Origin of the sequence: Mesorhizobium sp. WSM4898, from assembly GCF_029625845.1 — a bacterium.
In the GTDB taxonomy this organism is placed as follows: Bacteria; Pseudomonadota; Alphaproteobacteria; order Rhizobiales; family Rhizobiaceae; genus Mesorhizobium.
Genome location: NZ_JARTVQ010000002.1, coordinates 355,682 through 369,042 on the forward strand (window position 1 = coordinate 355,682; position 13,361 = coordinate 369,042).

The window sequence follows — 13,361 nt, forward strand, 5'->3', positions numbered from 1 at the left end:
GCGAATTTCGCCGAATAGATAGGACAAGGCTTTGGCGGAAAAGGGCCAAAACGCGGGATTACGAAGATTTAATATGCACTGCACAATTGTTGTGCAGCCGGCTAACGTGCCGTGGCGCTCCCTTAACGCAGCATCGGCCAGAGCGTCGCTGCGAGCAGCAGACCCATTCCTATGTTGAACCATTTCAGCCGCACGGGATCCGAAAGGAAGCCGCGCAGCGCGGTGCCGAACCCGGCCCACACCGAAACGCTGGGCAGGTTGACGATGGTGAAGGCGATCGAAATCAGCGCCACCGAGACGAACGGATGATCCGGATTGGTGTAGACGGCCATGGCAGTGATCGCCATCACCCACGCCTTCGGGTTGACCCATTGGAACGCGGCGGCATCGATGAAGCGCATCGGACGCGCCTTCGCCCCGTCCTTGCCACCCATCGAGCGCGACATGGCGATCTTCCAGGCGAGATAGAGCAGATAGGCTGCGCCGGCGATTTTCAGCGCAGCATGCAGCGCCGGAAACGCTGTCAGCACCGCGCCGAGTCCGAAGCCGACGGCCAGCAGCAGAACCAGAAAACCGATGCTGATGCCCAGCATATGCGGAACCGTTCTGACTATGCCGAAATTGACGCCGGAGGCCAGCAGCATGAGATTGTTCGGCCCCGGCGTGATCGACGTCACGAAGGCATAGACCAGGAGTGCAAGGAACGCGTTGACGGACATCATATCCTCCCCGGATAGGTCAGCTATATTGTCCTTTTTCGGCAGGCGCGCAAAAGCCACGGACGGGCGACCGCCGGACCAGCGAGGAGAATTTGAAGCAGCCGGAGCGGTGGGTGGCGCGCCTACATGCCCTGCGGGCCGCGGTTCATGGCTGCGACACCGGTGCGGCAGATCTCGACCAGGCCGAGCGGCTTCATGATGGCAATGAACTGGTCGAGCTTGGAACCCTTGCCGGTGATCTCGAAGATGAAATGCTCGGTGTTGGCGTCGATGACCGACGCGCGGAAGGCATCGGCCAGCCGCAGCGCCTCGACGCGGGCGTCGCCGGCGCCGGCGACCTTGACGAGGGCAAGCTCGCGCTCCAGCGGCCGCTCCTGGCCGAGTTCGTGCGAGCGCACGGTGAGATCGACCACGCGGTGCACCGGCACGATCCGCTCGAGCTGGTGCTTGATCTGCTCCAGCACATGCGGCGTGCCGCGCGTCACGATGGTGATGCGCGACAAATGCTTCTCGTGCTCGGTCTCGGACACCGTGAGGCTTTCGATGTTATAACCGCGCCCCGAGAACAAGCCGATGACGCGGGCAAGCACGCCCGGTTCGTTGTCGACCAGCACGGAAAGCGTGTGCGTTTCCGGCTTTTCGGTTTCCTTGGCGATGAAGTAGGCGGAGCCGGTCGGCTGGAGCTGTGCGTTCATGACGTGAATCTCGATTTCAAACTTTGGCGCTAATTATCTGTTTCCACACGGCTTCCGCCGCAGACGCTGCCTGCCGCTACACCAGTTCCCTGCCCTTGGCGTCGATAGCGTTGGCCACCGCCTCGTCGGTCGCCTCGTCAGGCAGGAGCATCTCGTTATGCGCCTTGCCGGACGGGATCATCGGGAAGCAGTTGGCGAGAGTCGCCACGCGGCAGTCGAACAGCACCGGCTTCTTCACCGAGATCATCTCGCGGATCGCGTCGTCCAGCTCGTCCGGCTTGTCGCAGCGTATGCCATGGCCGCCATAGGCGTCCGCCAGCTTGACGAAATCCGGCATCGCCTCGGTGTAGGAATGCGACAGCCGGTTGCCGTGCAGCAGCTGCTGCCACTGGCGCACCATGCCCATATACTGGTTGTTCAGGATGAAGATCTTGATCGGCGCTTCGTACTGCACGGCCGAGCTCATCTCCTGCATCGTCATTTGCACCGAAGCGTCGCCGGCGATGTCGATGACCAGCGCATTCGGATGTGCGATCTGCACGCCGAGCGCCGCCGGCAGGCCATATCCCATCGTGCCCAGGCCGCCCGAGGTCATCCAGCGGTTAGGCTTGTCGAAGTGATAGTGCTGCGCCGCCCACATCTGGTGCTGGCCGACTTCGGTGGTGATGTAGGTGTCCATATCCTTGGTCAGCGCATAGAGCCGCTGGATCGCGTATTGCGGCATGATCACGTCGTTGTTCATCCTATAGGCGAGCGAGTCCCGCGCGCGCCATTTCGCGATCTGCTCCCACCATGGATAGAGCGCCTTCTTGTCGGCCTTGGCAGTCGCCCGCCACAGCCGCACCAGATCCTCCAGCACGCGGCCGACATCGCCCAGGATCGGCACGTCGGCATGGACATTCTTGTTGATCGAGGACGGATCGATGTCGATATGGATCTTCTTCGAGTTCGGCGAGAACGCGGTCAGCCGGCCGGTGATGCGGTCGTCGAAGCGCGCGCCGATGCATATCATCACGTCGCAATCATGCATGGCCATGTTGGCTTCGTAGGTGCCATGCATGCCGAGCATGCCGATCCAGTTCTTGCCCGAAGCCGGATAGGCACCGAGGCCCATCAGCGTCGAGGTGATCGGGAAGCCGGTGAGGTCGACCAGCTCGCGCAGCAGATGGCTGGCTTCCGGACCTGAATTGATGACGCCGCCGCCGCTGTAGATGATCGGCCTCTTCGCGCCGGCCATCAATTCGACGGCGGCCTTCACCTTCTCCAGATCGCCCTGGACCTTCGGCTGATAGCTGGTGCGCGGCGCCGTTTGCGGCGGCACGTAGATGCCCTTGGCGAACTGCACATCCTTCGGAATGTCGACCACGACCGGGCCCGGCCGCCCGGTGGTCGCGACATGGAAGGCTTCATGGATGGTGGCGGCGAGCTCGTTGACGTCTTTCACCAGCCAATTGTGCTTGGTGCAGGGGCGCGTGATGCCGACGGTGTCGCATTCCTGGAAGGCGTCGGAGCCGATCAGCGAAGTCGGCACCTGACCGGTGAGACAGACCAGCGGAATGGAATCCATCAGCGCGTCCTGCAGCGGCGTCACCGCATTGGTGGCCCCGGGGCCGGACGTGACCAGCAGCACGCCGGCCTTGCCGGTCGAACGCGCATAACCTTCGGCGGCATGGCCGGCACCCTGCTCGTGCCTGACCAGAATGTGCTCGACCTCATCCTGCTGGAAGATCTCGTCATAGATCGGAAGGACCGCGCCGCCCGGATAGCCGAAGACATGCTTGACGCCGTTGTCCTTCAGCGCCTGCACCACCATTTCGGCGCCCGTCATTTCGCGCCGCTCGTTATGTCCGTTGCTCATCGGTCTGGTCCCGTACTGTTCGCCATCTGGCGATTTGCTGGTCGTTTAGTTGGGTTTTGGGCAATAAAAAAGGCCCCCGAGGGAGCCTGTGGGATGCGCATGGGAGGTTTTCGCCCGGCGGTTACACCGCCTTGCCCACGCGCCAGCCTACGAGAATGAGTGCTGTTTTCATGGGCGCGGACAATAAGGTCGGTTCCGCGCCGCTGTCAACGGGCAATCTGTCGGTCCCATTGTTCAGCGGCGCGGATTGTTCAGGCCGCCAGCACCACACCCCTTGCCTGGTTACCGCCAACGCATTTTGCCGGGTATGTCGAGACGCATGATGTTGCCGAGAAAACGTCTCTAGTCTTCGGCGGCGCACTATTGTCGGCAAGTGTGCCGGGTGGGGCGGCGCCGGTGATCACGTCGCGCTTTGGGTCGCGAACTTTTTCACCACCCGCTCCAGCAGCGGCACGTAGTCGCGAAAGGCGCGCGTCTTCATGTTGGCGACCTTGCCACCCTCGTCCCAGATGCGCACACGCACGGCTTCCTGATGGAATGGATTGCTGCGGAACTCCGCCACCTCCTCCGCGCTCATCGGCCCGCCCTGCAGCGACAGCGTATGGACCGAGGCCGGCGACAGCTTGCCGAAGTAGGAGGGATCGGTGGCGCAGAGATAACGCTTGGCCGCAACATGCAGCCTGACGCATTCGACGATGACCGGCGGAAAGAACGGCGCCAGCACCTCGCCACCCGCCTCGTCGTGGTGCTTGTCCTCGACGTCGTCGGGCGAATAGGTGCCGAACTCGCTGGTGTAGTGGCCGATGTCGTGCAGCAGCGCCGCAGCCACAAGCTCCTCCGGCGCGCCATCCTGCTCGGCTAGCCACGCGCCCTGCAGCATATGCTCGGACATGGTGACCGGCTCGCCGAGATAGGATTCCGCGCCGCGACGCTCGAAAATGTCGGCGATGAACTCGACGATGTTGCCGGTGTTCAGTTCATTCGATTTCATTCGGCCGCCTCTCTGACATCGTGTTCGATTGCCGCCAGCGTGGACAGCAGGCCGTCCTTGTCGGCGTAGCAGCCCTGCAGCCAGCGCGTGCCGCTGCCGGAAAAGGCCTTGCGCGCATGCATGACGCGCGTGTTGTCGACGATGAACGACTGGCCCGCCTCGAGCTTGAAGGTCACCTCGAAGGCCGGATCCTCGATCAGTTCGGCGAACCGGCGATAGGTGGCGTAATATGCGTTCATTTCGGCGAACGGCACGTCGATGGTCGGCGCCAGCGAGCGGTTGTTGAAGCGCACGCAGATGAGCTCGCCATCCGGTCCGAGCTCGATCATCGGGCGCTTGGACTGCAGCCGCACGCCCGATGAGCCGGCATATTCGAAGCGCGCCGGATAGGAGGAAAGCAACCGGAAGCCGTTCGAATTCTCCGCCTGCAGCGCGGCCGCCACCGCGAATCCGTCGACGACGCTGGATTCGCCGCCTTCCACCGTATTCTCGATGCAGGCCAGGATCTGCAGCGTCGGCACCGGGTCGCGGTAGGGATTGTCGGTATGCGCCTGCAGGCCAAGGTTGGTGTAGGCAAGATTGTTCGGATTGACCTCGGCGCGCACCTCGAACCAGCGCCCGTAATTGGTCTCCCTGATATATCCGAAGAGATCGGCCACATTGCATAGTGCCCCGGATTCGGCCGGCAGACCGTCCATGACGGCAAAGCCAAAGCTCCGCACCGCCGTCAGCCATTGCCGCAGAACATTCCTGTCGTGCCGCGCCTCACTATAGGCCGTGCGCGGCACCGAACTCTGCATCGTGGCCTTGGTCCACCGCCGAATGTCCCTGCCGGTCCAGCCGGGCTGCCGATTTTCTTCGCGGTCGTAAGTATGGGCGCGAAGCCAGCTTGCGGGAAAGCTGACGGTCTTGTCTTCAGGCACGAACGTGACCACCAGCGCCTCGCCCTTGATCGAGGCCTCTCCGATCCGTGTCTCGGCCGGAATGTCCAGGATGGTGATCAGCCGCTGGCCGTTGCCGGCGCTGCGCGTCCTGTCGTCCAGTGCGTTGTCGCGCAGCCACATGGCATGGAATCGGCTGCGTGTTCCGTCGTCCCAGCCAAGCGCGATCGTCCGTCCTTCGTCGACAAGGGTTGCTCTCGTCAGCACGTTTCTGAAACTCCCGTCTTCGGGCCGTCGCCGCGGTACCGATTGCATGCTGTCTTTGCCGAAGGCATAAATCAAGTTATTGTTTTTCAGCCAATGCTGCCAAAAACCTAATGACTGGAAAAGCTGCCGATCCCATGCCTCCGCTCGACTGGCTACGCAGTTTCGAAGCGGCTGCGCGCCTGTCGAATTTCACCGCCGCTGCCGCCGAGCTCGGGCTCACGCAAGCCGCCGTCAGCCAGCACATCCGCTTTCTGGAAGAGCGTCTCAAGACGCGACTGTTCGCGCGGCTGGCACGCGGCGTGGCGTTGTCGCCGCAGGGCGCCGCCTATCTTCCCCACATCCAGTCGGCGTTCGCGATCATCGGCAGCAGCACGAACGAGTTGTTCGAGCCACGCGTTTTGCAGACCGTCACCCTTCGCGTTCCGATTTCTTTCGCGCTGCTGGTGCTGGTCCCGGCTCTTCCTGATCTCGCAAAGGCGCTGCCGTGGATCAGGCTCGATCTGGTGACCATCCATCGGCCGACGGACTACGACGAGGCGGGCTCGACGCTCGACATCCGCTTCGGCAACGGTTCGTTTTCCGGGCGCGACGCCGACCGGCTGACGGTCGAGCGGCTCGTTCCGGTCGCGGCGCCGACCTTGGCCGGAAATGCCGAATGGACATCCCTGCCGCTGCTTTTGGTGGCGGGTGCGCGCGAGATGTGGGCGGAATGGTTCGCAGCCTCCGGCCTTGCCGGACACTCCCAACGCTCGCATCGCTTCGACAGTTTTGTCGCCGCGATGGAGGCGGCGAAGTCCGGCGCCGGAGCGCTGCTGGGCTCGCGGCCGCTCATCGACGCCGCGCTTAAGGACAATCTCCTTGTCAGGCTTTCCGATTTCGAGCTCTCGAGCCCATCGGGTCACTTCCTGACATGGCCATCGTCATCGCGGCTGTCCGGCGCCGAACAGGATTTTCGCCGCTGGCTTTTGTCGCGTCTCGCCAGCATTTCAGGATAGCGCTCGGGCCGGCTCCCCTATCCGCTTCCAATAGATGAGCGTGCCGGTGAGCCCACCATGGGGTTTCAACGCATAGTCCGGAATCTCGCCGGTCAGCGAGAAGCCGAGTTTTTCGTAAAGGCCGCCGGCCCCCTGTTCGCTTGCTGTGTCCAACACCAGCAGGGTGCGCCCTTTCTTGACCGCCAGTTCCTCAGCGGCCCGCATCAGGCCGCTGGCAATACCTTTGCCGCGATAGTCGAGGCGGGTCATCAGCTTGGCGATCTCGGCGCGGTGCGGTTGGTTGGGCGGGCAGTCGAGAAGCAGTGTGACGGTGCCGACAAGCGTCTCGCCATCCCATGCGCCCAGCAGCGCCCGTTCCCCGCGCGCCGCGGCAGCGAGCGATTTGCGCCAGAACTCATGGGCCGCGTCGGGAGACAAGGGATGCATGAAGCTTACCGATCCGCCGGCGGCGACTGTCTCGATCAGCAAGTCGGCGAGCATCCCGCTGGTTTTTGCGTCGTCGTTCAACGCCCTGATTTCAAGGGGGTTCATGTCGGTGGTCTCCAGGTGATGAGGTGTCGGGCCACGCTCATGCGAAATGACTGCTACGTCTTCGGCGGCGCGCCCTTCGGATTTCCGCAATACGCTCGGCATCGTCCTCGCTGAGGTGCCGCCCGCGCTCCAGGATCTCGAGCGTGTATTCCTCATAGGTGAGCCCAAGCCGCTCGACCTTTTCCAGCCGCATCAGCATGACGGCGTGGCTCGGCGCCTTCCAGGCTTTGTCGTGGGCGGCGCGCCAGTGAAGATGTAGGCGTCGCCCTTACCCCAGGGCGGACCTTCGTAGTCGTCGAGAGGCGGCCCGCCATTGTGGGACCGTTCAGGCCGGCGTGCCATGCGATCAGCCCCGGACCAGCGCCACCAGATACTCGGCGGCTTCCGGTCCCGGAGCGTGGAAGGTGCAGTCCGACGGGGCTCCGAGCGCCAGGCAGTCGCCCGACTCCAGCCTGTGCACGACATTGCCTTCGGTGAAGTCCAGGCGGCCGCCGATCAGCCAGATCTGCTGCTTGATGAAGGCATAGGACGCTGCCGGGAATTCGACCTTGGCGCCTGCCGGCAGGCTGACCCGGATCAGCTCGAGCGGCATTTGCGTTGCCGGCGACAGATGGCGTCGCACATAGCCGGTCGCCGGATCCTGCCAGACCGGCTGCTCGTCCTTGCGGCACACACTGCCGCCCTGCATTTCGGCGCGGGCAATCAGCGTCGAGAGCGTCATGCCGAAAGCCGACGCGATGCGCACGAGGAGCGCCGCGGTCGGACTTGTCAGGCCGCGCTCCATGGCGCTCAGCATCGCCTTGGAAACGTCGGAACGCTCGGCCAACTCGGCCAGCGACCATCCCCGCAAATCACGCTCGGAACGTATCCGCCTGCCGATCGTGGATGTGATGTCGTTCGATATATCAGTCATTCATCCAATATATCGAAATTCCGGGATGAAGGAAGAGGCTGGTCGATCGCATTTTCGCGAGTGGTTTAACGGGACCTACACCATCCGACCTCACGCGGCTTTAACCCCGATTGGGATAGCTTTGACCCCGAGGGGAATGGGACAGGTAACCGATGTTTGTTGAACGCGAAGCCTCCATTGGGGAGCCGACCTCGCAGGAGCGCCGCGACGCCCAGCAGAGCGACAAGCGCATCCTGGGCAACGTCGTGCAATGCGACGGTGCGCGCGCTACCATCAGCGCCTATGCCGAAGATGCCGAAGGCACGGTGACCGGCCTGTGGACCGTCGGCAAGATAATTTCCATCAACCTTGGCGCGACGCGAACCGTTGGCCTTGTCTATGCGATCGGCAAGTCTGACCGCGCCTGGAGCAATGAGGGCCAGAACGCAATCGAGGTCAGCATCGAACTGATCGGCGAGGTGCGCGACGGCGCCGAGCCCGGCGCCAAACCGGTCTTCGACCGCGGCATCACCACCTATCCGCATATCGGCGCGGTTGCCCACCGTATCCGCAGCCGCGACCTGCAGGCCGTCTACGATCTCGCCGGCCGCCATTCGATCACCATCGGCACGCTGTCCCAGGACGAGGCGATCGACGCCAACATCGCTGTCGACGACACGCTGGCGCGCCATTTCGCCATTGTCGGCACGACCGGCGTCGGCAAATCCACGGCTGTCTCGCTGCTGTTGCGCAAATCGATCGAGGCGCGGCCCGATCTGCGCGTGCTGATCCTCGACCCGCACAACGAGTTTGCCGCCTCGCTTCCGGAATACTGCGTGAAGGTTGATTCCAAGACGCTCGACCTGCCGTTCTGGATGTTCAGACTGGAAGAATTCGCCGAAGTTCTGTTTCGCGGTCGCGAGACCGTTCCGGAGGAAGTCGACGTCCTGCGCGACCTCATCCCGGCCGCCAAGAACCTCTATCGCAACCCGAGCTCCGGCTCGTATATCAGGCGCGGCAGCGATGCGCTGACGGCGGACACGCCGGTGCCTTACCGCATCGCCGATCTGCTCAAGCAGATCGACGAGCGCATGGGTCTGCTCGAAAGCAAGAACGATCGGCCGACACTGAAGTCGTTGAGGACGCGCATCGAATCGGCCGCTTCCGACCCGCGCTACCGTTTCATGTTCAATTCGCGGCTGATCGAGGACACCATCCACGAGACGATCGGCAACATCTTCCGCGTACCGAACCATGGACGTCCGGTGACCTGCTTCGAGATGGCGGGCATGCCGTCCGAAGTCGTCAATTCGGTCTGCTCGGTGCTGGCGCGCCTCGCCTTCGACCTTGCGCTCTGGAGCGAGGGCCGGCTGCGGCTGCTCCTGCTTTGCGAGGAAGCGCACCGCTACATGCCTGCCGATCCGCGTCTCGGCTTCGCGCCGACCAGGCACGCTTTGTCGCGCATCGCCAAGGAAGGCCGCAAATATGGCTGCTATCTCGGCGTTGTGACCCAGCGTCCAGGCGAGCTCGATCCGACCATCCTGTCGCAATGCTCGACTTTCTTCGCCATGCGGCTCGCCAACGAGCAGGACCAGGCGATCATCCGCTCGGCGATCGCCGATTCCTCGGCCTCGACGCTGGCGTTCCTGTCCTCCATGGGCCAGCGCGAAGCCATTGCCTTCGGCGAAGGCGTGGCGACGACCATGCGGCTCAAATTCGAGAAACTGTCCCAGGAATTCATTCCCGGCACAGCGAGGCGGGAGCAGGCCTTGCCCGCGGATTCCGGCGACGATGTCGATCTCGCCGGAATTGTCGAGCGGCTGCGCAACGTGCCGAAACCGCAGCAGTCGATAGCGTTCGCCGAAGCCGTCGATACCGGGCGCCAGGCTGGCGACCCCGACTACCGCAAGCCATCGGCGCCGCGCGTGCAACCGGACGACGATTTCGACATGCGTTACGGCCTGAGGCCCTCGACCTTCGGCATGCGCCAGCAGAACGACTAATCGTTCTGCATCTTCGCGCCGACTGAGTCCCGGGCTGAGTCGACTGAAGTCGCTTTCGAGAACCGGAGCGGACATATAGTCCGTGAGCACGCGCATGACCCCGAAAATCGAGAACGCTTTTCGGAAAGGATCATAGGAGACGCGCGGCGCGGTAGAAGCGCAGAACACGGCTCCAGGCGGCCAGCGTCAAGAATTTGATCATGGAATTTCAGGCGCAGACGCGGTTGCGGCCCTGCTTCTTCGCCTCGTAGAGCTGCCGGTCGGCGCGGCGATAGAAGTCCTCGGCACTCTCCTTGCGGTCCCAGACGGCGAGGCCGACGCTGGTGGTGACCTTCAGCCGCACATTGCCCGACATGATCGACAGGTTGGCGATCGCCTTGCGGATGCGCTCGGCGAACCGCGCGAGCAGTTCCGCATCCATGTTGGGCGTGACCACGGCGAACTCCTCGCCGCCCAGCCTCGCCACCACATCGTGATAGCGGGTCATGCCCCGTACGCACTGCGCGACGGACCGCAGAACCTCGTCGCCGACATCGTGGCCATGCGTGTCGTTGACCTGCTTGAAATGATCGAGATCGAGGATCATCAGGCCCACCGGCTTGTCGATGCGGCCGAACTCGTCGAGATATTCCCGCAACGCGTCATCGAAGTAGCGGCGGTTCTGCATTCCGGTCAGGCCGTCGGTGAGCGCTGCGTGCTCGAGCGTTTGCGAACGGGCGCTCAGCGACACCGTCATGGCGCGCAACTTGCCCTCTTCCCTCACCTGGCCGCGGATCAGCGGGTAGATGAAGAAGGTTCCAAAGAACAAGGCAGCAGCCAGCAGCGCACCGGTCACGAACAGCAATTTGTTGAGATAGGCGATTCTGTCGAGACGCGATGCGGTGTCGAGAGCGGTCGCGATATCCTGCAATTGGCCATAGGCGTGAAAGGTCACCAGGCCGGCGGCCAGGATCACGAAGATAAAGACGAAAAACGCCGATTCCGCCTTGTGAAAACGCATAACGCCCCGCGGTACTGCGACCGTCGCCGTTATGGCATGCCAGGCCTTACGGACGGTTAACCCGCACAACCGTGACGGGAAGCTGCGCTCACAATTCCAAGCCCTGATCAAATCGCATTCTATCAGTCCGCGATTGACCATTTCTCGCCCGGGCGTAACCTTTGCCACTCCGGCCCCAGTTGGTGTTTGAACCAGGTCGTCTGCCGCTTGGCATATTGGCGCGTCGCGATCTTGGCTCGCTCAATCGCTTGGGGAAAGCCCATGTGTCCGGCCATCGCGGCCTGCAGCTCGCGCACGCCGATCGCCTTCATCGCCGGCAGGTTCGGATCGAGGTCGAGTGCCATCAACTGCCTGACCTCGTCGAGCGCGCCCTTGTCGAGCATTTGATCGAAACGCGCCCGGATACGCGCCACCAGTTCGCCGCGATCCGGCTCGATCACCAGGAAGCGTGCGCTGTCGCGGTCGATGAGCGGCTGGCCGCGTGCCGCTTGCCATTCAAGGATCGACCGTCCCGACGCGTCGAGCACCTCCAGTGCCCGCACAATGCGCTGGCCATCGGTCGGCCGGAGCTGCATGGCGACAGCCGAATCCTGATGCATCAGTACACGGTGCAGCCGTTCTGCCCCTTGTTCCTTGAGTTCGTAGCGCCAGCGCTCACGCACCGAAGGCGGAATGTCGGGCATGTCCGAGATGCCTTCGGCTAAAGCTCGGAAATAGAGCCCGGTGCCGCCGACGAAGACAGCCGGCCGGCCGGAGAAAATACCTTCCGCGATCAGCCCGGTGACGTCGCGCAGCCAGGCGCCGGTCGAGTAGGCTGTCGAAGGATGCACGTGACCGTACAGATAATGCGGCACGCGCGCCGTTTCGGCCGCGCTCGGACGCGCCGTCAGCACGTCCAGAACCGAATAGCCCTGCATGGAATCGGTGTTGACGATCACGCCGCCCTTGCGCTCGGCGATGTCCAGCGCCAGCGCCGACTTGCCGCTGGCGGTCGGCCCCGCTATCAGGATGGCGTTTTTCACGCGGCCTTTGCCCGCCTGCCTGCCGGAATTTTCGATGCCTCTGATCGCCACGCTTGTGTCCAATCCCAAAGACCGCCGAGTGTCGGTCCCGCTTGCGAATATCGCCTCGCGAGCGGCAGGCGCAAGCGCCGTTCATTGGCTGGCCGAGGATGTCGCCTGCGATCTGGTTTTGCCGGAGACTCCCGACATCGGCGAATTGACGGCCAATCTGCGCGCGGCATTGGCCTCCGAGCCGGTCGACATCATCGTCCAGCCGGCTGAAGGCAGGAGGAAGAGGATCCTGCTTGCCGATATGGATTCGACCATGATCAATCAGGAATGCATCGACGAGCTTGCTGACGAGATCGGCGTCAAAGACCGTGTCGCTGCGATCACCGCGCGATCGATGAATGGCGAGATCGCATTCGAGCCGGCCTTGCGCGAACGCGTCGCCTTGCTGAAGGGCCTCGACACGGCGGTGGTCGACCGCATCATCGCCAACCGGCTGACGCTGGCCGCCGGCGGCCGCGCGCTGGTGCAGACCATGCGTGCCAACGGCGCCTGGACGGCGCTGGTCTCAGGCGGCTTCGACGTCTTCACCAACCGCATCGCCGCAATGCTGGGCTTCCAGGAGAACCGCGCCAACCGGCTGATCGAGGATGGTGGCAGATTCACCGGCACGGTGGCCGAGCCTATCCTCGGCCGCGCCGCCAAGGCCGAGGCGCTGCTCGACATCGCGGCAAGGCTGGGCGTGACGACGCAGGATGCCGTTGCCGTGGGCGACGGCGCCAACGACCTCGACATGATCCGCCTGGCCGGCACCGGCGTCGCGCTGCACGCCAAGCCGGCGGTGGCTGAGCAGGCAAGGATCCGCATCGACCACGGCGATCTGACCGCGCTGCTTTACCTCCAGGGCTATCGCCAGGGCGAGTTCGTGCAATGAAGCCGATCCGCACCGAGCGCCTCATCCTGCGCAATTGGGAACAGCGCGACCGCGCGCTCTTCCATCGCATCAACTCGGACGAGCGCGTGATGGAATTTTTTCCGTTCCGCCGCGACCGGGCCGCGGCGGACGCAAAGATGGACGAGCTCCGCGCCTGGATCGATGAGGATGGCTACGGTTTCGCCGCCGCCGAGATTGCCGCCACCGGCGAGTGCATCGGCTTCGTCGGCCTCCTCCAAACCGATCATGTGCCTTCCCTGCCGGCCGGCACGATCGAGATCGGCTGGCGGCTGGCACCGGAATACTGGCGCAAGGGCTATGTCACCGAGGCATCCGAAGCCTGGCTCTCCTTCGGTTTCGAAACGCTGGAGCTGGACGAAATCGTCTCCTTTGCCGTCGTGGAAAACCATCGTTCGATCGCCGTCATGAAGCGGCTCGGCATGCGCGCCGACCCGGGCGCCGATTTCGACCATCCCGCCGTGCCGGACAGCCACCCTCATCTTAAGCGGCATGCGCTGTACCGGCTGTCGCGCGACGACTGGCAGGCGCGAAAAAGGGCGGCCCGCTAGCCGCCCATTCTTGCAA

At 63.5% G+C, this 13,361-nt stretch carries 13 protein-coding genes and 1 pseudogene; 4 read left to right on the forward strand and 10 right to left on the reverse strand.

Annotated features, from left to right (window positions below):
• Positions 1–122 precede the first annotated feature (122 nt).
• The 5 genes from P9228_RS09175 to P9228_RS09195 form a co-directional block, all read right to left on the reverse strand.
• Complete coding sequence (locus tag P9228_RS09175) at positions 123–719, reverse strand: LysE family translocator (protein ID WP_127241707.1); 597 nt, start codon at positions 717–719, stop codon at positions 123–125.
• A 122-nt stretch (positions 720–841) separates the two neighbouring features.
• Positions 842–1,414 (reverse strand): acetolactate synthase small subunit, encoded by a 573-nt coding sequence (gene ilvN, locus P9228_RS09180; RefSeq protein WP_040969991.1) that lies wholly within the window; start codon positions 1,412–1,414, stop codon positions 842–844.
• A 76-nt stretch (positions 1,415–1,490) separates the two neighbouring features.
• Entirely contained in the window at positions 1,491–3,272 is a 1,782-nt protein-coding gene (locus P9228_RS09185; RefSeq protein WP_082953814.1) for an acetolactate synthase 3 large subunit, read from the reverse strand.
• Positions 3,273–3,672: 400 nt separating this feature from the next.
• Entirely contained in the window at positions 3,673–4,263 is a 591-nt protein-coding gene (locus P9228_RS09190) for an HD domain-containing protein (RefSeq protein WP_095783770.1), read from the reverse strand.
• The gene (locus P9228_RS09195) at positions 4,260–5,411 is read right to left on the reverse strand and encodes a gamma-butyrobetaine dioxygenase (RefSeq protein WP_278053111.1); all 1,152 of its coding nucleotides are present in this window, start codon (positions 5,409–5,411) and stop codon (positions 4,260–4,262) included. The genes P9228_RS09190 and P9228_RS09195 overlap by 4 nt, the downstream gene beginning before the upstream one ends.
• 134 nt (positions 5,412–5,545) lie before the next feature.
• On the opposite strand from P9228_RS09195, the gene P9228_RS09200 reads away from it, so the two are divergent.
• A complete protein-coding gene (locus P9228_RS09200; RefSeq protein WP_164747284.1) occupies positions 5,546–6,406 on the forward strand; it encodes a LysR family transcriptional regulator in 861 nt (286 codons plus the stop codon).
• On the opposite strand, the gene P9228_RS09205 is transcribed toward P9228_RS09200, so the two are convergent.
• The 3 genes and pseudogenes from P9228_RS09205 to P9228_RS09215 form a co-directional block, all read right to left on the reverse strand.
• Entirely contained in the window at positions 6,398–6,937 is a 540-nt protein-coding gene (locus P9228_RS09205) for a GNAT family N-acetyltransferase (RefSeq protein ID WP_127242020.1), read from the reverse strand. The genes P9228_RS09200 and P9228_RS09205 overlap by 9 nt on opposite strands.
• Before the next feature lie 37 nt (positions 6,938–6,974).
• Positions 6,975–7,279 (reverse strand): annotated as a pseudogene (locus tag P9228_RS09210) (hypothetical protein).
• Positions 7,280–7,283: 4 nt separating this feature from the next.
• Positions 7,284–7,850 (reverse strand): XRE family transcriptional regulator, encoded by a 567-nt coding sequence (locus P9228_RS09215; RefSeq protein WP_127242018.1) that lies wholly within the window; start codon positions 7,848–7,850, stop codon positions 7,284–7,286.
• A 152-nt stretch (positions 7,851–8,002) separates the two neighbouring features.
• Here P9228_RS09215 and P9228_RS09220 point away from each other — a divergent pair, with 152 nt between their 5' ends.
• Complete coding sequence (locus P9228_RS09220) at positions 8,003–9,832, forward strand: ATP-binding protein (RefSeq protein WP_278053113.1); 1,830 nt, start codon at positions 8,003–8,005, stop codon at positions 9,830–9,832.
• Between the two features lie 208 nt (positions 9,833–10,040).
• Here P9228_RS09220 and P9228_RS09225 read toward each other — a convergent pair whose 3' ends face one another.
• On the reverse strand, positions 10,041–10,832 hold the full coding sequence (locus tag P9228_RS09225) for a GGDEF domain-containing protein (RefSeq protein WP_066990920.1): 792 nt from the start codon (positions 10,830–10,832) through the stop codon (positions 10,041–10,043).
• Between the two features lie 122 nt (positions 10,833–10,954).
• Positions 10,955–11,899 carry a tRNA (adenosine(37)-N6)-dimethylallyltransferase MiaA gene (miaA, locus tag P9228_RS09230; RefSeq protein WP_067323353.1) on the reverse strand — a complete coding sequence of 315 codons (945 nt, stop codon included), beginning with the start codon at positions 11,897–11,899 and terminating at the stop codon, positions 10,955–10,957.
• On the opposite strand from miaA, the gene serB reads away from it, so the two are divergent.
• Together serB and P9228_RS09240 are read left to right on the forward strand one after the other, a co-directional pair.
• Positions 11,889–12,776 carry a phosphoserine phosphatase SerB gene (gene serB, locus P9228_RS09235; protein WP_278053116.1) on the forward strand — a complete coding sequence of 296 codons (888 nt, stop codon included), beginning with the start codon at positions 11,889–11,891 and terminating at the stop codon, positions 12,774–12,776. The two genes, miaA and serB, sit on opposite strands and share 11 nt — an antisense overlap.
• The gene (locus P9228_RS09240) at positions 12,773–13,345 is read left to right on the forward strand and encodes a GNAT family N-acetyltransferase (protein WP_067323220.1); all 573 of its coding nucleotides are present in this window, start codon (positions 12,773–12,775) and stop codon (positions 13,343–13,345) included. The genes serB and P9228_RS09240 overlap by 4 nt, the downstream gene beginning before the upstream one ends.
• The last annotated feature ends 16 nt before the right edge of the window (positions 13,346–13,361 follow it).